Origin of the sequence: Larkinella soli, assembly GCF_003703975.1 — a bacterium.
GTDB lineage: Bacteria > Bacteroidota > Bacteroidia > Cytophagales > Spirosomataceae > Larkinella > Larkinella soli.
Genome location: NZ_QTJY01000004.1, coordinates 398034 through 416637, shown reverse-complemented (window position 1 = coordinate 416637; position 18604 = coordinate 398034). Strand labels below are relative to the sequence as shown.

The following is an 18604-nucleotide window of genomic DNA, read 5'->3' as shown; positions in this document are numbered from 1 at the left end:
ACGAATGCAGCCTACCGTTACTTCACCGCCGAAACCTTCTTATAAATCCCTGTTCGGATTACCGGTCATCGTAGCCGCCCTGGGTTATTTCGTCGACATCTACGATCTGCTGCTGTTCGGCATCGTGCGGGTTCCGAGCCTGAAAGATCTGGGGCTAAACGACGAGCAGATTTCCCGCGTCGGGGCCAACATCATCAACTGGCAAATGGGCGGGCTGCTCATCGGCGGCATCATCTGGGGCGTTCTGGGCGACAAGCGAGGGCGGCTGTCGGTGCTCTTCGGGTCCATCATCACCTATTCCCTGGCCAACATCGCCTGCGGTTTCATCGACCGGGTCACGTTCATGAATCCAACCGACTACTACGCCTTCATGCGGTTCATTGCGGGCATCGGGCTGGCGGGTGAGCTGGGCGCCGGCATCACGCTGGTGTCGGAAGTGCTGCCGAAAGAACTGCGCGCCATCGGCACCTCGCTGGTGGCCGGCATCGGGCTGTTCGGGGCGGTCGTGGCTTATTTCACCGTCGAGTTGTTCAACTGGCAGAACGCCTTTCTGATCGGCGGCCTGATGGGCATCGGCCTGCTGCTGCTGCGGGTAGGGGTGATCGAGTCCGGCATGTTCAAGGAAGTGGCCGGGCAGAAGCACGTCGAGAAAGGAAATTTTCTGGCCTTTTTCAATAACCGCAGCCGGTTTTCGCGCTATATGAAATGCATCGGCATCGGCCTCCCGACCTGGTTCGTGATCGGGATTCTGGCGACGTTCAGCAACGAGTTCGGTCAGGCGATGGGCATTACCGAACCCGTCAAGCCGGGTCTGGCGATCATGTGGTGTTACGTGGGTCTGGCCCTCGGCGACCTGAGCAGCGGTTTCATCAGCCAGTGGCTGCAATCCCGCAAGAAAGCCGTGGCGCTTCTGATGACTTTTACCCTGATTTTCACGCTGATTTATCTTTTTATCGGCTTTAAAACCGTTACGGGCCTGTATATGTGCTGTCTGGCGCTGGGCTTCGGCATCGGCTACTGGGCCATGTTCGTCACGATCGGGGCCGAGCAGTTCGGCACCAACCTCCGCGCGACGGCCGCCACCACGGTGCCCAACATGGTGCGGGGAACGGTCATTCTGATGACGAGTCTGTATACCGGCCTGAAACCGTCGATCGAAGTCATCGGGGCCGGAGCGGTCGTCGGGGTGCTCAGTTTTGCCATCGGTTTCTATTCGACCCTCAGCATTCCTGAAACGCACGGAAAAGACCTCAATTACCTGGAGGAGTGAGCCGGATTATGGAACAAACCGTTACGCCCGCTCCCCGCATCTCCTACCGCCCGCTCTTTTCATTACCGGTCATCGTGTCGGCGCTGGGCTTTTTCGTCGATGTGTATGACCTCCTGATTTTCAGCATCGTTCGGGTCCCGAGTCTCCAATCCTTCGGATTTTCGGAAGCGGAAGTATCCGGCGCGGGTACGTTTATCCTGAACTGCCAGCAGGCGGGTCTGCTGCTGGGCGGTATTCTGTGGGGGGTTCTGGGCGACAAGCGGGGCCGGCTGTCGGTGCTCTTCGGGTCCATCATCACTTATTCTCTCGCCAACATCGCCTGCGGCTTCGTGCAGGACGTCAATACTTACGCCCTGCTGCGATTCGTGGCCGGTCTGGGCCTTTCCGGTGAGATCGGGGCTGCCATGACGCTCGTGGCCGAAATCCTGCCGAAGGAAATCCGGGGCTACGGCACCTCCATCGTGGCCGGCATCGGCTATCTGGGCGCCGGGGCGGCTTACCTGACCGCCGAGTGGTTCGACTGGCGGACGGCTTTCCTCACGGGCGGGGGCATGGGTCTGGTGCTGCTGCTCCTGCGCGTGTCGGTCTTCGAGTCGAAGCTGTTCGAGCAGGTGCGTCATCAAACCCACGACCGGGGCAACTTCTGGTCGCTCTTCACCAGTTCCCGGCGACTGATCAAGTACCTCCGCTGCGTCGCCGTCGGCATTCCGACTTGGTTCGTCGTCGGGATTCTCGGTACGTTCGGCAATGAATTCGGCAAGGCGCTCGGCATCGTCGAAACCGTCCGGCCGGGCCAGTGCGTGATGCTCATCTACATGGGATTTGCCGCCGGCGATCTGCTTTCCGGCCCCTTCAGCCAGTGGCTGCGTTCGCGCCGGAAAGCCATCGGAAGCCTGCTGATCGCCAGCGCCCTCCTGAGTCTGGTCTATCTGTTCGGCGGTATTCAAACCGCCGGAACGTTATACGGCATCTGCCTGCTGCTCGGTTTCTGTACAGGGTATATCGCCCTCTACCTGACGACGATTGCCGAGCAGTACGGTACGAACCTCCGGGCCACGGCCACCACCTCCGCGCCGAGCGTCGTGCGGGGTACGGTTATTCTGATGACGCTTTCATTCCAGGCCCTGAAGCCGTCGATCGGTGCCGTTTCGACGGGTCTGCTGCTGGGTGTCCTCTGCTACGGGGTGGCCCTCTGGTCGCTCAGCCGCATGGAGGACACTTACGGCAGGAATATGGATTATCTGGAAGAGTAACCACCTTCGACCATGACCACCAACCCCACGCCTTCGTCCACCTCGCTCCGTCCGCTGTTTACGCTTCCGGTCATCGTGGCGGCTTTGGGTTACTTTGTGGATGTCTATGACCTGCTGCTGTTCAACATCGTGCGGGTGCCGAGCCTGAAAGACCTCGGTCTGGACGAGAAGCAGGTGTCGGTCGTCGGCGGGTCGATTCTGAACTGGCAGCAGGCAGGTCTGCTGCTGGGCGGTATTCTGTGGGGGGTTCTGGGCGACAAGCGGGGGCGGCTGTCGGTGCTCTTCGGGTCCATCATCACCTATTCCCTCGCCAACATCGCCTGTAGTTTCGTGCAGGACCCGCAGATGTATGCCCTGCTCCGCTTCGTGGCCGGTCTGGGTCTGGCCGGAGAGCTGGGCGCCGGCATCACGCTGGTGTCGGAAATTCTGCCGAAGGAACTGCGGGGCTACGGTACGTCTCTGATCGCGGGTGTCGGGCTGTTCGGGGCGGTCGTGGCCTACTTCACCGTCGTGCTGTTCGACTGGCGAACCACTTACCTAATCGGCGGGGGGCTGGGTCTGGTGCTACTGCTCCTGCGCGTGTCGGTTTTCGAGTCGGGTATGTTTCTGAAGATCAGGGAGCAGACTGTCGAGCGCGGCAATTTCTGGTCGCTGTTTACCAACGGCAGACGTTTAATGACCTACGTGCGTTGCATGGGGCTGGCCGTACCGACCTATTTCGTGATCGGTATCCTGGCGACGTTCAGCAACGAATTCGGCCAGGCGCTCGGGCTCGGCGAACCGGTGGTGCCCGGCCGGGCGGTCATGTTTACTTACATCGGCATGGCCATCGGCGACCTGGTCAGCGGGCCGATCAGTCAGTGGTTCCGGTCCCGGCGGAAAGCCATCGGGGCGCTGATGGCCCTGAATGTGCTGTTTGTGGGGATTTATCTGTTTGCCGGTATCCGATCTTTGTCCCTGTTCTACGCCGTCTGTGTCGGGCTGGGCTTTTCCATCGGGTACATCGCCCTGTTCCTGACCGTCTCGGCCGAACACTTCGGCACCAATCTGCGGGCAACGGCCACTACTTCCATCGCCAACAACGTCCGGGCGACGACCCTGCTCACCATTCCCGTCTTCCAGGCGCTCAAGCCTTCGCTGGGCGTCGTCGGTTCGGCGACCGGAGTCGGGCTGCTCTGTTTCCTGATCAGCTTCTGGTCCCTGGCTACGCTGGGAGAGACCTACGGGAAAGACCTGAATTACGTCGAGTAACCAGGCGTTCCGTCGCTCAGCGCATTACCTGCCGTCTACCGATTCCCGCCATTCATCCCCTTATTGCACCACTTCTCCCAACCTGCCGCGCCGGGCGGGGCGAGCACCTCTCTTTTCGTCAATTCTGAACAGTAAACAACAAACCTGTTAAGCACCATGAAAACGATTGTTCGCACTGCAAGCGCGCTGCTGCTGGGTTCCCTGCTGATGATCAGCGCTCCTTCTTTTGCTCAGGCCACTCTCGAAACCAAACCGTTCGCCGTGGCAACCTATCCGTCCGCAGACCCGCTGAAACTGTGGATGGCCATTCAGAAGAACGACGCCGAAAGCAAGCTCTTCGTCCAGCTGGTCGATCAGGAGAACCGGGTTCTGTACTCGGAATACCTGCCCAAAAAAATGAAGATTTACCGGCAGCGATTCGATATGGCGGGCCTGGAAGACGGCATTTACACGTTGCGAATTTCGAATGGCAGCGAAATGGTTGAGAAATCGTTCCGGATGAAAACCCCGGGCATTCAGGAACGGCTCCCCCAGCGGCTGCTGACGGTCGTTCCGGGCGACAAGGCTCCGGCGGGGATGTGATCGGTTTCGGGGCCGGGACGTTGATCCGAATCAGTGTCCCGGCTTTTCAATGGCCGGTTACCCGGGAAAGGTAATGGGCCGGGTTCACTTGGCGTTTGGCGAGCTGCTCGTTGCTCTCATTGTAATCGGCCATATCTCCGGGTTTCAGCCGCAGCCGCTGGATGTCGCTCATCGTCAGGTACTGCACAATAAAATTGGCTTTACCTTTCTGGACAACGGCCTGAATCCGGCCGTCTTTCCGGCTGACGAAGAGGGTGGCGCCCCGGGTTTCCAGCAGCACCTGGTCGGTAATATGAATGAGCATCTGGTAGCCGGCCGGCTGAGGATTGACGGTTATGAGGCCCTCGCCATCCAGCCAGACGTTCCGATTAGGGCCGGCCCAGTCGGAAGACACCCGCAACACGGAATTTTTATTGAGAATGGCAGTGGCTCCGGTCAGTTCGACGGTCATGCTGCGTTCTTCGCCCGACTGATAAATTATGTCGGGCGGCAGCTGCGACTGGCGGAGAACGCGAATTCCCAGGCCGAGGGCGATGATGCAGCTGATCCAGATGGCAATCCGGACGACCTGCTGCCAGACGGTGCGATAGATGGAGGGTTCGGTTTCGGCGGGCAGGTCTTTGGTCTGCCGGGCCACCCCCACCCACATACGCTGCCAATCGGGCGCATCCCCTGCCAGATTCGGCGGAGCGTTCCACTGCTTGCGCATAAGACTTCGGAGCTGCGATTCATTGGCCGGGTTCTGCAACCAGCCGATGACCCACTGCCGCTCTTCTTCGCTGCATTCGTTCCGCACGTATTTCGCCAAAAGCTCGTCCAAGGGAGAATTGTCAAATTGTTGAGTGATTGAATGATTGAATGTGCGTTGCCAATTTCAGCACCGCGTAGCCCATTCAGTCATTCAACAATTCTATCATTCAATCATTTAGTCAATAGGAATGTTGCTGGAAATAGGCGCTCAGGGCGTCCAGGGCCCGGGATAGATTCTCTTCAACGGTCGCGTCGGGAAGATGCATCCGGTCGGCGATCTGGCGGGTGGTAAACCCTTCATGACGGCTGAGCAGGTAAATCTCCCGGCGACGCGGGGGCAACTGGGCGACCGCTTTCTGATAGAGCAGTTCCAGTTCCTGATAGAGAACCTGTTCTTCGGTATCGGTTCCGGACTGCGTGGTCAGGCGCTGAAAGATTTCCTGCGGATGACACTGGCTGTGCTGCTCCCGAAAGGCCGAAAGCATCAGGCTGTAGGTCATCGTGAAGAGGTATCCATTGAGAGGGACATCCTCATCCAGCGTATTCCGTCTTTCCCAGAGGGAGGCAAACACGTTGCGAACCACCTGTTCGGCGGCTTCCGGCGACTTAAGAAACCCTAAGGCAAAGGCATACACCCGCTGAACGTAACGATCATAGACGCGCCGGAATGCGGTCGGGTCGGCATTACGAAGTTGTCGAAGAAGGATTTGTTCAGCTTGCATACCACGCACGTTTAACAAGACAATGATTCCGCGGAAGTGAGTCTTCACCACTAACCCGGCCGGTCACTGTCCATCTATCTCATATACTTCAGGTTCAAAGCATACAATACCACAAATATAGCACTAATAAAGGCAGTTCCCGCAAAGGACAACGCACTCATAAAGCCTTCATAGACAAGAAATGGGGTAACTACCGCTACCAGAACCCCGGCGACGTACACGTAAAATCCGACTTTGCGGAGGTTCCACATCAGGACGGCGCCGATAAGTGTGAGCAAATTAAAGACCAGATTTCCGATGGCCCCTTTCCGCAGGCGGTCCGCCGTTAAATTGTCGGACACCGAGCCGAGCAGTTCATCGACGGCATTCGATCCGCCTTCCTCCTGAACCCGTTCGCGTGCCTGTTCCAGCGCTTCCTGGCTGGTCGTCGAGGCAAAGTTCGCTCCGGAGTAGGTAGATACCGAATTGAATATCCCCCCTGCACAGCTTAAAAAGGTCAAAATGCACAGAATGGTCAGAAAGGTGGGTCGCTGATGGGAAGAAAGATGGGCAGGCCGGGCTGAATCGGGTTCCATAAGTACAGAGAATTACGGAATAGTTTAGGCGGTAAGAAACGGGTTACAACTTACTAATTTTTTCGGTATTGCGTATACTAATACCGAAATTAACCCATAGTTTTATCGGAATTTATCCTATTTGCGTATTAAATTAACCCAACAAATGAATTTACAGGAGTTCACCGACGAAATTCGAAGCCGGATCGGTACCGACAGCGGTCTGAACGCTACAATTAAACTGGCAACCGATCAGGGCATCGTCTACATCGACGGCAAACAGGTTCCGAATGTCGTATCCAATGAAGATAAACCGGCCGAGTGCACGCTTCAGGTATCCCTCAACGACCTGAAAAAGATGGGGACGGGCGAACTGAACCCCATGGCCGCATTCATGCTGGGCAAACTGAAAGTGCAGGGCGACATGAGCGTAGCCCTCAAAATCGGACAGAAACTGAGCTGAAGTGGAGGAGTTTTGGAGTTAGGGGATGGAGGAGTCACCGCTTCGGGGGCGACTCGAAGACCGGCCCTGTTCAACTCCTAAACTCCCCAACCCCTAAACTCCTTAACCCTTCTCCTCATGGCTTCAACGAGAAGAAAATTTCTTCAGGGCAGTGCGCTGGCGGCTGCCGGTTTTATGATCGTTCCCCGGCACGTGCTGGGCGGGAAAGGCTTCATTGCCCCTTCCGATAAACTGAACATGGCCGCCGTAGGATGTGGCGGCAAGGCGGACGTCAACATCCGGCTGGCCTACAACAACGGCTCCGACAATTTCGTGGCCCTCTGCGACGTCGACGACCGGCAGGCCAAAAAATACCGGGCCCTGTTCGATAAGGCGCCGTACTTCCGGGATTACCGGCAGATGTTCGACAAAGAAGCCAAAAACTTCGACGCCGTCATCATCTCGACGCCCGACCATATGCACGCGCCGATTGCCATGGCCGCCATGCAGCTCGGCAAGCACGTCTACTGCGAAAAACCGCTGACTCACGATATCTACGAGGCCCGGATGCTGACCGAAGCCGCCCGCAAATACAAGGTGGTCACGCAGATGGGCAACCAGGGCAGCAGTGGAGACGATACGCGTAAAATTGAAACCTGGATTCAGAAGGGCGTCATCGGACCCGTCCACACGATCAACTGCTGGACCAACCGGCCGGTCTGGCCGCAGGGGGTTCGGTCGCCGAAAGACCGGGGCGAATCGCAGCCGGTGCCGCCGGAGGTCGACTGGGAGCTATGGCTCGGTACGGCCCCTTACCGGGACTATCACGAAGCCTATATGCCGACCCGCTGGCGGGGCTACTGGGATTTCGGTACCGGTGCGCTGGGTGATATGGGCTGTCACTTCATGGACGTGCCGTTCCGGGCGCTGAAACTGAAATATCCCACCTCGGTCGAATGCAGCGTCGGCTCGGTGTATTCCGACTTCTTCAGGGAAGCCTTTTACGACGATGTCTGCCCGCCCTCCTCAGCCATTCACCTGACGTTCCCGTCCGACGAGCGGAAAGTGAAGGAAATCCGGTTTTCGTGGTATGACGGCGGTATCCGGCCGCAGGTGCCGGAGGGCATTCCCTACGAGAAAGTGTTCACCAGCGTCGACGGGGGCATGATGTTCATCGGGAGCAAAGGCATCCTGGTGGCGGAACTGTTCGGCAACAACCCCCGCCTGTTTCCGGAAGAAAAATTCGCGGATAAAAAGCTGCCCCAACCCGAAAAACCGCTGGTCGAAGGCAAAACCGAAGGGCACCAGCAGCAGTGGGTCAAAGCCTGCAAACAGGGGTACGGCGCCTACACCAGCTCGTCGTTCGACGAAGCCGGCCCGCTGACCGAAACCGTGCTGATGGGCAACCTCGCCACCCGGAGCTATATGTACCGCGAAGCCAGAAATGGAGGAGGTGCCAGCTTCCCGGGCCGGAAAAAACTCTTCTGGGACGGCGAGAATATGAAAATTACCAACTTCGATTACGCCAACCAGTTTGTCAGGAGGCAGTACCGGGGCAGCTATACGTTGTAAGATAACCGCTGAAAATGAAAGCGTTCCGGGCCACCCGGAACGCTTTTTGTTTACTTTTCCTTATCTTTGGAATCCAACCGTCTACGGTATGGCTCCTCTTTACCGCCTTATCTTCCTTTTGTGGCTTCTGGCTCCGGTGACCGCGCTGGCTGCGCAACCCGTCATCCCGGTCCCGACAGAGAACCGGGCGGTGGTTCTCGACCATAATGTGTGGATTCATCAGGATACGACCCACCGGCTGACCATCGCTTCGCTGCTGCGTCCGGAGGGAGCCGCCCTTTTTCAGCCCAGCCCTTCGCCGTTTCCAAATTTCGGGTATACCAGCGGTAATCAGCACGCCCATCCGGTCTGGGTCCGGTTTCAGCTCCGCAACGGGTCGGACCAGCCTCAGGCCCTGTTCTGTGAAGTCGATTTCTGGGCGTTCGACGAGCTTCAGCTTTTCATTGCCGACTCGTCGGGAGTGGTCTATACCTCTCCGATATACGGCTGGAAAACCCCTGTCGGCCAGAAGTATGTCTACCACCGGAATTACTTCTTTCCCTTCACCCTGCCCGGCGGAAAGGAAGTGACCTGCTACCTGCGGGCGCTCAAACGGCGCGGAGTTCAGGTGATTCCGATCACCATTCGCCCGCAGGGCACGCTGGATACCTATGTCCTTCGCGACTACGGCTTCTGGGGCGGCATCTTCTCGATCTTCCTGTTTGTGATCGTCATCAGCTTTTTTTTCTACCTCACTACGTTCGACCGGATTTACTGGAAATACATTCTCTGCGTGCTGGGGCTGGCGGGTTATTTTTTCATCAACGACGGCTTTCTGTACCAGTTCTTTTTCGACAGCCAGTTCCGGATGCCAAACCGAAACGTCTATTTCCTGTTCCCGTTGCTGCTGTTCTTCTTCCAACTGCTGTTCGTGCGTTCGTTCTTATCGCTGGAAAACACGCCGAGCCGGCTCTGGCACCGGGTCGGAACGGTGGCGCTGGTCGGAGGGGCCTTCTGTCTGTCTTCCCTGTTGCTGGAACGGCTTTTTCCCTTTTCCTCGACGGTCGAAACCTGGCTGATGCGGCTTTTCATCGTCTTCTACTGGCTGCCCATGCCGCTGATCTGGACGTTCATCATCGTCAATCTGGTCCGGCGGTATCGGGTGCAGGAAGCCTGGCTGTACCTGGTGGCCGTCACCCCGTTCTATGCCCTGAACTTTCTGGTGATCTTCTGCAATTTCGGGCTGCTGCCCACCTACCCGTTCCTGGAAAGCTACGAGAACTTCGCCCTGGCGGCCCTTTTCGAGGTGGTGGTGCTGACGTTCGGGCTGGCCTATCGTTACAAGCTCACCCGCGACCGTAACGAACAGCTCAACGAGGAGCGCAACCAGCAGCAGCGCGTGATTTTCGAGGCCGAACTCCAGGCGCTTCAACTCCGGAACGAATCGCTCCAGGAGAAGGAACGGATCGCCCGTGACCTGCATGATAACGTGGGCGCTCAGCTTTCCTTCATCGTTACGAGCCTTCAGCAGATTGCCCGGCAGGCCGAGAAACAGCCGGTGACCAACAGCCGGCAGTGGTCCACGCAGCTGCGGGCCATCGTCGATTATACCCGGGAAGCCATCAAGATGCTCCGCGAAACCATCTGGGCCATCCACCAGGAAAGTTTCACGCTGGAAGAATTCGAAGACCGGATCAATCATTACGTCAGCCGGTATTTCCAGCAGATGGAGCAGCTTCAGATTCTCATCCGGGCCGAGGGCCAACTGGCGCAGCCGCTCACGTCGGTGCAGGCGCTGAATATGTTCCGGATCGTGCAGGAAGCGCTGCACAACGTCGTCAAACATGCGCGGGCCACGGAGGTCCGGGTACTGCTCCGCGCCGATCCCGACGGGCCGTTTCACCTCAGCATCAGCGACAACGGGCACGGCCTTGCCTGGAACCCCGACGACGGCACCGACCACCATTACGGTCTGCAGAACATGAAGAAACGGGCCGAAGAACTCGGCGGCCGGTTCCGGATCTATTCCGATCACGGCACCGTGGTGGAAGTGGCCGTTTAGACGGTTTTACTCCATCCACACGGTTTTGATGTTCAGAAACTCCTTCATCCCGACCTCCGACAGCTCCCGCCCGAAGCCGGACAGCTTCAACCCGCCGAAAGGAACGCGCGGGTCCGACCGCATCAGTGAATTGACGAAGACCGACCCCGCCTGAATCTGCCGCGCCAGCCGGTCGGCCCGGTCGAGGTCACGGGTCCAGAGCGCCGAGCCCAGTCCGTAATTGGACTGATTGGCCAGCCGGACGGCCGTCTGCTCGTCTTTGGCCTCGATGATCACGGCCAGCGGTCCGAAGGTTTCTTCCTCGAAAGCCGTCATGCCCGGTTTGACCCGGTCGAGCAGAATCGGCTCCACATTGCAGCCGTTGCGGGTGCCGCCGTGCAGGATGCGGGCGCCCTGCCCCACCGTTTCGGCGCACTGCCGTTCGATGGTTTCGGCCAGATCAATCCGGGCGACCGGCCCCATGGTGGTTTCGTCCACCGTCGGGTTGCCCTGCCGGATTTCCCGGATGTGTTCCAGAACGCGCTCGGTAAACTCCGGTTTGACGGACTTCTCGACGATGAACCGCTTGGCCGCAATACAGCTCTGCCCGGCGTTCTGCATCCGCGACTGCACCGCCACTTTGGCGGCCTGGTCCAGATCGGCATCGGCCAGCACGATCAGGGCGTCGCTGCCGCCGAGTTCCATCACCGATTTCTTGATCTGGCTTCCGGCGATGGAAGCGACGGAGGCCCCGGCTTTTTCACTTCCCGTCAGGGTAACGGCCTTCACGCGCGGGTCTTTCAGGACGCTGCCGACGGCCTTCGATTCAATCAGGAGCGACTGAAAAACGCCCTCCGGAAAACCGCTTTCCCGAAAAATCTCCTCGATGGCAAGTGAGCAGCCGCTGACGTTGGCCGCGTGCTTCAGCAACCCGACGTTGCCCGCGATCAGGGAAGGAACGGCAAACCGGAATACCTGCCAGAACGGAAAGTTCCAGGGCATTACGGCCAGAATTACACCCAGCGGCTGGTAGGCGATGAAACTCTTCTTTGCTTCGGTCGGAACGGCCAGGTCGGCCAGGAACTTCGGTGCGTTTTCGATGTAATAATCACACCCGACGGCGCACTTCTCGATCTCGGCTGCCGATTCTTTCAGCGTCTTGCCCATTTCGGCCGTCATCAGGGCGGCATAGCGCTGTTTTTCACGGCGGAGGTAAGCCGCCAGTTTCCGGAAATAACCGATCCGTTCGCCGAGCGACAGTTCCGACCAGTCCGTGAAAACCCGGTTGGCCAGACTGATCTTCCGGTCGAGCGACTGCGGACTCAGCATCGGGTATTTCTTCAGTTTTTTCTGCGAAAAAGGGTTGACGGAGGTAAAGGCCATGGTTCGACAGGTTTTGTGGTTTCGGTTGCGTCTCTACCCCTACAACCAAAAACTGCCCCAACCGTTTGCGACCGTTGGGGCAGTTCAGGATATGGATCGGTATTTCTATTCTTCCGGGCAGACCGGAATCGGCAGCGGGATTTCACCGGACTCCTTTTCCAGCTCCCGGACCAGCAGCACCATCGTATCGAGCATGGCTCCGACGCGGTCATGGCCGGCGATGTCGTCGAACTTCCGGCGCAGGTCCTGCATGCAGTTGAAAACAGCTTTCAGCAGCTGTTTGCCCCGGTCATTGATGAAAATCCGGCTGGAGCGGGAATCCTTCTCATCCTTGACCGAATAGATATAGCCTTCGTCTTCCAGCAGCCGCACCACCTTGCTCATGGCCTGCTTGGTGACCCCGGCGCGCCGGGCCAGTTCATTGTTGGTAATGCCGCCCTCGTCGAGATTGGCCAGAAAAGCGATATAGCTGATCTTGAAGTCAGTAAAACCGGCTTCAATCAGGCGCTGCTCGGCATATCGCCCCAGAAACCGCTTCATTTTCGATAAGACACGACCCAGGGATCGCTCTCTTTCCGAATAAAAAAACTGAAAGTCAAATGGCTCTTCAGCCGTTAACGATTCCGTATTCATAATTTCTAAGCTGTCACGTCAGGCGGTTCAGGCAAGTTACCAATTTTTCACTTTTCAGCGACAAAATTGCACTCAAATCCTACTTCTACCCTACTCCGCCTGCACCAAATTAAGATTCCCTTAAAATGAGCAAAATGTAGTCAACTTGCTTGACTAAATAGTCAACCAGGTTTACCTTTGAGCAAAGATAGTCAACTAAGTTTACCAACCAATAGCCCGTTCAATATTTCCTTTCCTATGGCAAGAGAGCAAACAAATCCGGTGAAAAAGAATCTGCCCCGGTTCATTTTAGGGGTGGCCGTGATTGCGGCCGCGTTTTACGGCTTTCAGTCCTACCGGTACAATCAGGTTTACGAGACGACGGATAACGCCCAGATCGAAGGGAATACGGCTCCGGTTCTGGCCCGGGTCGCCGGTTATGTTCAGCAGGTGAACGTGGAAGACTATGCCACCGTTCGGCGCGGACAGCCGGTTCTGACGATCGATCCGCAGGAGTATGACGTGGCCCTGCAGCAGGCCGAAGCCGATTATCAGCAGTCGCTGGCCGACCTGCAAACCGCCCGCGCCGACCTGCAAAGCACGCAGGCCAACCTCCGGAACGCCCGGCAGAACCTGCGTGTCGTTCAGTCGAATGCCGACGTCCAGGCCGTACGGGTCAGCAAGGCCCGCCAGGATCTCAAACGCGACGAGGGCCTTTTCCAGGGCCAGTCACTGACCCGGAAACAGCTGGAAGACACCCGCAACAACGCGGAAGTCCAGTCCCGGCAATTTGAGACGAGCGTTCAGCAGGTGGCGCTTGCCAAAACCGCCGAGGGCGTCGCGCAATCCGGTATCGCCAAAGCGCAGGCCGCTATCCGGAAGATGGAAGCGGTTCTGAAAGTCAAGCAGGCCGCCATCGAGAATGCCAGACTTCGCCTGGGCTACGCCCGGATGGCGGCCCCGATCTCCGGCAAGATCGGCAGGAAAAACGTCGTCGTCGGCCAGTATGTCCAGCCGGGGCAGACGCTGTTCACCATCGTGAACGATTCAACGTTCTGGGTCGTCGCGAATTTCAAGGAAACGCAGCTGGAAAAAATGCGGGTCGGCCAGCCGGTTGAAGTGAAACTGGATGCTTACCCGGACCTGAAGGTCGAGGGAAGGGTGGTTTCGCTGTCGGAGGCCACGGGCGCCCGGTTTGCCCTCCTGCCGCCGGATAATGCCTCCGGTAACTTCGTCAAGGTGACGCAGCGCGTTCCGGTCAAGATCGAAATCGAACATCCCGAAAAATACAAGGAACTGCTCCGGGCCGGTCTAAGCACGGAAGTGGCGGTAAAAGTACAATAGCCCTGACCACGCAGGTCGCATCTTATGGCAACAACGGGTTTTAGAAAGTGGATCGTCGTCATCACCACGGTGTCGGCCGCCATTCTGGAGCTGATCGACACGTCCATCGTGAATGTCGGTCTGACCCAGATGGCCGGTAACCTTGGTGTCACGATTGAAGATATTTCGTGGGTCGTCACGGCCTACGCCATCGCCAACGTGGTCATCATCCCGATGACAGGCTTTCTGCAGGGTTTTTTCGGCCGGAAAAACTATTACATCGGCTCGATCATCCTGTTTACGATAGCCTCCTACTTCTGCGGGACGGCCGACGACCTCTGGACGCTGGTCGCGTTCCGGTTCCTCCAGGGCATCGGCGGGGGGGCGCTGCTGTCGACCTCGCAGGGGATCATGTACGACGCCTTCCCGGTATCGCAACGGCCGATTGCCTCGGCGGTATTCGGGATGGGGATCGTGATGGGGCCGACGCTCGGGCCGACGCTCGGCGGCTACATCATCGACAACTACCACTGGAGCTGGATGTTCTACATCAACGTCCCGATCGGTATTCTGGCCTTGTATCTGAGTTCGACTTTCATCGAAAAGCAGCCGAACGAATTCGATATCGACCGCAGGAAAATCCGGATCGACCACATCGGTATACTCCTGCTGGCGGTCGGGGTCGGCAGTCTTCAGTACGTACTGGAACGCGGAGAGGCCGACGACTGGTTCGACTCCCGGCCCATCCTGATCCTGACGATTCTGGCGACCATTTCGCTCCCGCTCTTCATCTGGTGGGAACTGAAAACGAAGAGTCCAGTCATGAACCTGCGGGTCCTCAAGAACCGCAATCTGACGATCGGGTCGCTGCTGGCCTTCATCATCGGGTACGGCATGTTCACGTCCATTCTGCTGTTCCCGCTGTTTGCCCAGCGGATCGTCGGCTATACCGCCACCAAGACCGGCAATATCCTGATTCCGGGCGGGGCCATCGCCATCCTGATTTTTCCGATCGTGGGGCGGTCGCTCGCCAACGGCGTGTCCCCCCGGATTTTCGTGACGATCGGGTATCTGGCGTTCACGAGCTTCTGTTTCATCATGGCCGGCTACAATGCCGACGTCAGCGAAAACGACTTTATCTGGGCGCTGCTAATCCGCGGGGTCGGGATGGCGATGATCAACGCACCGCTCATCAACCAGTCCATCTCCACGCTCCATCCGCAGGAGCTTCCGATGGGCATCGCCTTCACGAACATGGTGCGGCAGCTCGGCGGGGCGTTCGGGGTAGCGATCACGAACACCTACATCGCCCAGCGGACGGCGGTTCACCGCAGCGACCTGGTCTCGAACCTCCAGGCCGGCGACCCGCTGACTACCGACCGGCTCAACGCGATGGCGCAGGGGCTGGCGGCCAAAGGCTACGGCGCCCTCGACGCCATGCAGGGTGCCTACCGGAATCTCGACCTGATCATTACGAAGCAGGCGCTGATGATTTCCTATCTGGATACCTTCCGACTGGCGGGCCTGTTCTTTATCGTGACGTTCCCGCTCCTGTTTCTCCTGAAGAATAAGAAAATGGACCCGGCGGCCGCCAAAGCCGCAGCCGATGCCGCCCATTAACATGAACCTGTCAATTCCCATGAAACGCATCCTTTCATCCATACTCTTTATCACGACCGTCGGCTCTGCCGTCGCTCAGTCGGTTCCGAACGACCTCCGGAATCTGATCAACCAGGCCAACAGCTACTTTCCGCGTCTGAAGGAGCAGGAAAAGCAGCTCCAGGCCGGCCAGGTCCGGGTGGAGATCGCCCGCTCGGCCTACCAGCCCAACGTTTCCGGAACGGCGGCCTATCAGTACGTAAATCCGGTTGCCAAAGCCACCTTTCCGCTGAACGGCCGCGACACACAGATTCAGTTTCAGCCTAACCATAACCTGAACGCCAACCTCGGCATCGGGCAGACCATTTATGATTTCGGGCGGACCGAGGCCGGCATCCGGCGGGCGGCCGACGATGTGCAGCTTCTGAAGCACAACCTCGATCTGACCCGGCAGAACCTGGGCTATCAGGTCGCAGCCGCCTACTACGGTATTGGATTTTTACAAAAAAGCATTTCCGTACAGGATTCCGTAATCCGGGTAGCCGAAGAAAACATTCAGGTGATTGTGAATCGTTTGCGGAACGGCGACGCGCTGGAGTTCGATATTTTAACCCAGCGCGTACGCTTGGAAACGGCAAAAAACCGAAAAATTGATCTGTTGAACAATCTGGAGCGGCAGCGTGCGTTATTGTCGTATCTGACCGGTCATCCGAACCCGGTCGTCAGTCCGGCCGCCGTGCAGTTTGATGTTCCGGCAGCACCCTTCACGCTCGAGCAGAGCCTGCAGTCGGCCCAATCCGGAAACAGGGAAGTGCTTCTGGCTCAGGATCGGGTCCGGGCGGCCCAGACCGACATTCTGGTCACCAACCGCGCGGGTTTACCCAACATCAGCTTTAGCGGGGCCGCCGGCTACCGGAACGGGTATCTGCCGGACATTGCCGCCCTGAAATTCAACGTAGCCGCCGGGGTGAACCTGTCGGTACCGATCTATTCGGGCAAACGAAACAAATTGCAGAATCAGGCTGCCCGGCTGAACCTGGACGCCAGCCGCTTTGCGGTGGAAAACGCCGGCGCCCAGCTGCGGCAGAGCCTGGAACAACTGAGTGCGGACATCCGCAGCAACCAGCAGCGGCTTCAGAATCTGGAAACGCAGGTGCTGCAGGCCCATAAAGCGCTCGATATTGCCCGCAACCGACTGAAAGCAGGAGTGATTACCAACGTAGAATTGCAGAGTGCGGAGACGGGCGTCGAGGAAGCGGAACTGGCCCGGTTGAACTATCAGTATCAACTGGTGCTCAACCAATTGGAGTACAAACGATTATTGGGAGGAGATTTGTAATTACCAATTAATAAAAGTTGGAATCCGATTAAACTAAAATCTTTTACGGACGGTTCTCTGAACGAGGAACTATTTCCACCCATTTGGCCGCCGGCCGGCTTTTCCATTCGCCAACCTGAAAAACTGTTTACGACCATGAAAGACCGCGTAATCAACATTCTCAAAAACTTTGGTATTCAGGAGTCAGCTATTAATCCCAACGTTCATTTTACGCGCGACCTCGGTCTGGATAGCCTGGACACGGTTGACCTCATCATGCAACTTGAACAAGAGTTCGGCATTCGCATTCCGGATGAAGATTATGCCAGACTGACCACGTTTCAGGGTGTGCTGGAATACCTTCAGAACGAACAGCACGTTCCCATCGAACAGGAGGCCTGAGTCCGTTTTCTGACTAACTATGAAACAAAAAGCCAACCCCGAGGGGTCGGCTTTTTGTTTTTCTACGGTTCAGGACTCAGTCGGGCAGCACCCGCACCTGGATGTCCTTGAAGTAAACCTTGCTTTTGGGGTCGTGGCCCTGCAGGGCGAACGTCCCGTTGCTGATTTTTCGATTGCTCATATCCTTCGACCGGTCGAGGTTGTCGGGCTCGGTATATTCGACGACCGTCTTGTCGTTGATCTTGATCGTCACCTTCTTATCCTTCACGGTGATCTGCTCGGTATACCATTCGTTATCCTTCACGTAGACCTCCTTCACGTCCTGAACGGCGTATAGACTTCCCGTTCTCCGCCAGTCGGTGTGGGAGTTGTTCACCTGCACCTCGTAGCCTTTGGAGGGCCAGCCGTCCTCCTGGTATTCGGTATGGAAGTAGATGCCGGAGTTGGAGCCGGGCGTCGTCATGACCTGAGTTTTGAACTCGAAGTTTTTGAAGTTGTGGTTGTTCACGGGGCCCTCATAGAACAGGTGCGCCCGGGGGCCGGCCACCACGATAGCGCCGTTTTCAATGCTGAACGTGCCGGCGTTGGCCCCGACTTTCCAGCCGTCGAGCGATTTACCGTCGAAGAGAGAAACCCAGCCTTTCTTCTGCGTTTCGGGCCGGAAGCTCACGCAGGCCACCAGAAGCAGCAGCACGAACAGACCGTTACTGACTTTTTTCATGAGAGATATTTGTTAAAAGGTTTAAGATTTAGGCTTTGCCTGGAAGCAAGTTCACGAAAGTAGGAAAACGATGTACAAGTCGGATGGAAATACCCGGCTTTTTTCGGGGGTGGCTCCATAGTAACCAAAAACCCAAACCTATATATTTAGGATATAATTTGATAGTGACTGATACTAATACAAAGTATACTACTGCCCCTTTTTTAGTTATTTCACACAAAAGTTGTTGATTTCAGACGAGAAAATGCATGATAAGCTTTTTAGTTCTTTATATTTATATGCACAAACAAATTAATACCGACTACAGCGGAGCTGCTCTTGAAAGGATATTTGGCTCTTTAACATTGTCAGGTGTTGCGAAAGAAATGGTTAAAATGCCATGGAATAATTTCTTGACCGCGGTCAGAGGAGTTCTGTTTGGATTATCATTGAATGTATTGGATGCGAATGCGTGTGTAAAAGGTGCCCAGGGAGATATTGATGCAGAAATAGCAAAGGCTTATAATGCCGCTGCATAGGCATTTAACAAACCATGTAATTAACAAAAACAAATAAGTGATGAGCATAGAATGCTCATCACTTATCGTATAAATGGGATGTACTATGGACTTAAATAAAAATGCCCAGAACCTTCGAATTAAATATGATAATTACGTAAAAGGTTCATTGTCGCAAAATGACTACAGATTTTGGACTGTATTTATTACCAGTGCAGCTATAGGTTGCTTAACTTATTATTTATATACCTTTTACTTCGATTCTTTTTTTAACGGGGAAGATTCAAAAACCTATGCAATGTTAATAGCCTATTTATGCTTATTAATTCCGGC

18 protein-coding genes are annotated in these 18604 nt (G+C 56.5%); 12 read left to right on the top strand and 6 right to left on the bottom strand.

Going from position 1 to position 18604, the window contains the following annotated elements; all coding sequences use genetic code 11:
• Positions 1-4: 4 nt before the first annotated feature.
• The 4 genes from DX909_RS13575 (at position 5) to DX909_RS13560 (ending at position 4356) form a co-directional block, all read left to right on the top strand.
• A complete protein-coding gene (locus DX909_RS13575; RefSeq protein WP_128545714.1) occupies positions 5-1270 on the top strand; it encodes an MFS transporter in 1266 nt (421 codons plus the stop codon).
• 8 nt (positions 1271-1278) lie between these two features.
• Positions 1279-2523: an MFS transporter gene (locus DX909_RS13570; RefSeq protein WP_128545713.1), complete on the top strand. Its 1245-nt coding sequence runs from the start codon at positions 1279-1281 to the stop codon at positions 2521-2523.
• A 12-nt stretch (positions 2524-2535) separates the two neighbouring features.
• Positions 2536-3774, top strand: a complete 1239-nt coding sequence (locus DX909_RS13565) for an MFS transporter (RefSeq protein ID WP_128545712.1) — start codon at positions 2536-2538, stop codon at positions 3772-3774.
• 156 nt (positions 3775-3930) lie between these two features.
• Positions 3931-4356: a hypothetical protein gene (locus DX909_RS13560; protein WP_128545711.1), complete on the top strand. Its 426-nt coding sequence runs from the start codon at positions 3931-3933 to the stop codon at positions 4354-4356.
• A 46-nt stretch (positions 4357-4402) separates the two neighbouring features.
• On the opposite strand, the gene DX909_RS13555 is transcribed toward DX909_RS13560, so the two are convergent.
• The 3 genes from DX909_RS13555 to DX909_RS13545 all read right to left on the bottom strand — a co-directional run bounded on the left by DX909_RS13555 (position 4403) and on the right by DX909_RS13545 (position 6403).
• Entirely contained in the window at positions 4403-5176 is a 774-nt protein-coding gene (locus DX909_RS13555; protein ID WP_128545710.1) for a hypothetical protein, read from the bottom strand.
• Positions 5177-5285: 109 nt separating this feature from the next.
• Positions 5286-5828 carry an RNA polymerase sigma-70 factor gene (locus tag DX909_RS13550; RefSeq protein ID WP_128545709.1) on the bottom strand — a complete coding sequence of 181 codons (543 nt, stop codon included), beginning with the start codon at positions 5826-5828 and terminating at the stop codon, positions 5286-5288.
• Between the two features lie 74 nt (positions 5829-5902).
• Positions 5903-6403, bottom strand: a complete 501-nt coding sequence (locus DX909_RS13545) for a DUF2127 domain-containing protein (RefSeq protein ID WP_128545708.1) — start codon at positions 6401-6403, stop codon at positions 5903-5905.
• 145 nt (positions 6404-6548) lie between these two features.
• Here DX909_RS13545 and DX909_RS13540 point away from each other — a divergent pair, with 145 nt between their 5' ends.
• From DX909_RS13540 to DX909_RS13530, 3 genes are all read left to right on the top strand, one after another.
• Positions 6549-6845, top strand: coding sequence for an SCP2 sterol-binding domain-containing protein (locus DX909_RS13540; RefSeq protein ID WP_128545707.1), 297 nt, complete (start codon positions 6549-6551; stop codon positions 6843-6845).
• Positions 6846-6962: 117 nt separating this feature from the next.
• Positions 6963-8396 carry a Gfo/Idh/MocA family protein gene (locus DX909_RS13535; protein ID WP_128545706.1) on the top strand — a complete coding sequence of 478 codons (1434 nt, stop codon included), beginning with the start codon at positions 6963-6965 and terminating at the stop codon, positions 8394-8396.
• Positions 8397-8484: 88 nt separating this feature from the next.
• The gene (locus tag DX909_RS13530; protein WP_128545705.1) at positions 8485-10437 is read left to right on the top strand and encodes a sensor histidine kinase; all 1953 of its coding nucleotides are present in this window, start codon (positions 8485-8487) and stop codon (positions 10435-10437) included.
• Between the two features lie 6 nt (positions 10438-10443).
• Here the strand turns inward: DX909_RS13530 and DX909_RS13525 are convergent, their stop codons facing one another.
• Both DX909_RS13525 and DX909_RS13520 read right to left on the bottom strand, forming a co-directional pair.
• Complete coding sequence (locus tag DX909_RS13525) at positions 10444-11799, bottom strand: NAD-dependent succinate-semialdehyde dehydrogenase (RefSeq protein ID WP_128545704.1); 1356 nt, start codon at positions 11797-11799, stop codon at positions 10444-10446.
• A gap of 105 nt (positions 11800-11904) precedes the next feature.
• Positions 11905-12339, bottom strand: coding sequence for a MarR family winged helix-turn-helix transcriptional regulator (locus DX909_RS13520; protein ID WP_229311040.1), 435 nt, complete (start codon positions 12337-12339; stop codon positions 11905-11907).
• Between the two features lie 354 nt (positions 12340-12693).
• Here DX909_RS13520 and DX909_RS13515 point away from each other — a divergent pair, with 354 nt between their 5' ends.
• The 4 genes from DX909_RS13515 (at position 12694) to DX909_RS13500 (ending at position 17053) form a co-directional block, all read left to right on the top strand.
• Entirely contained in the window at positions 12694-13755 is a 1062-nt protein-coding gene (locus tag DX909_RS13515) for an HlyD family secretion protein (protein WP_229311039.1), read from the top strand.
• 24 nt (positions 13756-13779) lie between these two features.
• Positions 13780-15354: a DHA2 family efflux MFS transporter permease subunit gene (locus DX909_RS13510; RefSeq protein ID WP_128545701.1), complete on the top strand. Its 1575-nt coding sequence runs from the start codon at positions 13780-13782 to the stop codon at positions 15352-15354.
• Between the two features lie 19 nt (positions 15355-15373).
• Positions 15374-16672 (top strand): TolC family protein, encoded by a 1299-nt coding sequence (locus DX909_RS13505; protein WP_128545700.1) that lies wholly within the window; start codon positions 15374-15376, stop codon positions 16670-16672.
• A 135-nt stretch (positions 16673-16807) separates the two neighbouring features.
• Positions 16808-17053, top strand: coding sequence for an acyl carrier protein (locus tag DX909_RS13500; protein WP_128545699.1), 246 nt, complete (start codon positions 16808-16810; stop codon positions 17051-17053).
• 76 nt (positions 17054-17129) lie between these two features.
• Here the strand turns inward: DX909_RS13500 and DX909_RS13495 are convergent, their stop codons facing one another.
• Entirely contained in the window at positions 17130-17774 is a 645-nt protein-coding gene (locus DX909_RS13495; RefSeq protein ID WP_128545698.1) for a 3-keto-disaccharide hydrolase, read from the bottom strand.
• 248 nt (positions 17775-18022) lie between these two features.
• Between DX909_RS13495 and DX909_RS13490 the strand changes: the two genes are divergently transcribed.
• On the top strand, positions 18023-18292 hold the full coding sequence (locus tag DX909_RS13490) for a hypothetical protein (protein ID WP_128545697.1): 270 nt from the start codon (positions 18023-18025) through the stop codon (positions 18290-18292).
• Positions 18293-18604: the final 312 nt, after the last annotated feature.

Bases quoted from the DNA above. Each gene is read 5' to 3' on its own strand.
- DX909_RS13575 (WP_128545714.1), top strand. From the start codon at position 5: ATGCAGCCTACCGTTACTTCACCGCCGAAACCTTCTTATAAATCCCTG.
- DX909_RS13570 (WP_128545713.1), top strand. From the start codon at position 1,279: ATGGAACAAACCGTTACGCCCGCTCCCCGCATCTCCTACCGCCCGCTC.
- DX909_RS13565 (WP_128545712.1), top strand. From the start codon at position 2,536: ATGACCACCAACCCCACGCCTTCGTCCACCTCGCTCCGTCCGCTGTTT.
- DX909_RS13560 (WP_128545711.1), top strand. From the start codon at position 3,931: ATGAAAACGATTGTTCGCACTGCAAGCGCGCTGCTGCTGGGTTCCCTG.
- DX909_RS13550 (WP_128545709.1), bottom strand. From the start codon at position 5,828: ATGCAAGCTGAACAAATCCTTCTTCGACAACTTCGTAATGCCGACCCG.
- DX909_RS13545 (WP_128545708.1), bottom strand. From the start codon at position 6,403: ATGGAACCCGATTCAGCCCGGCCTGCCCATCTTTCTTCCCATCAGCGA.
- DX909_RS13540 (WP_128545707.1), top strand. From the start codon at position 6,549: ATGAATTTACAGGAGTTCACCGACGAAATTCGAAGCCGGATCGGTACC.
- DX909_RS13535 (WP_128545706.1), top strand. From the start codon at position 6,963: ATGGCTTCAACGAGAAGAAAATTTCTTCAGGGCAGTGCGCTGGCGGCT.
- DX909_RS13530 (WP_128545705.1), top strand. From the start codon at position 8,485: ATGGCTCCTCTTTACCGCCTTATCTTCCTTTTGTGGCTTCTGGCTCCG.
- DX909_RS13525 (WP_128545704.1), bottom strand. From the start codon at position 11,799: ATGGCCTTTACCTCCGTCAACCCTTTTTCGCAGAAAAAACTGAAGAAA.
- DX909_RS13520 (WP_229311040.1), bottom strand. From the start codon at position 12,339: ATGAAGCGGTTTCTGGGGCGATATGCCGAGCAGCGCCTGATTGAAGCC.
- DX909_RS13510 (WP_128545701.1), top strand. From the start codon at position 13,780: ATGGCAACAACGGGTTTTAGAAAGTGGATCGTCGTCATCACCACGGTG.
- DX909_RS13505 (WP_128545700.1), top strand. From the start codon at position 15,374: ATGAAACGCATCCTTTCATCCATACTCTTTATCACGACCGTCGGCTCT.
- DX909_RS13500 (WP_128545699.1), top strand. From the start codon at position 16,808: ATGAAAGACCGCGTAATCAACATTCTCAAAAACTTTGGTATTCAGGAG.
- DX909_RS13495 (WP_128545698.1), bottom strand. From the start codon at position 17,774: ATGAAAAAAGTCAGTAACGGTCTGTTCGTGCTGCTGCTTCTGGTGGCC.
- DX909_RS13490 (WP_128545697.1), top strand. From the start codon at position 18,023: ATGATAAGCTTTTTAGTTCTTTATATTTATATGCACAAACAAATTAAT.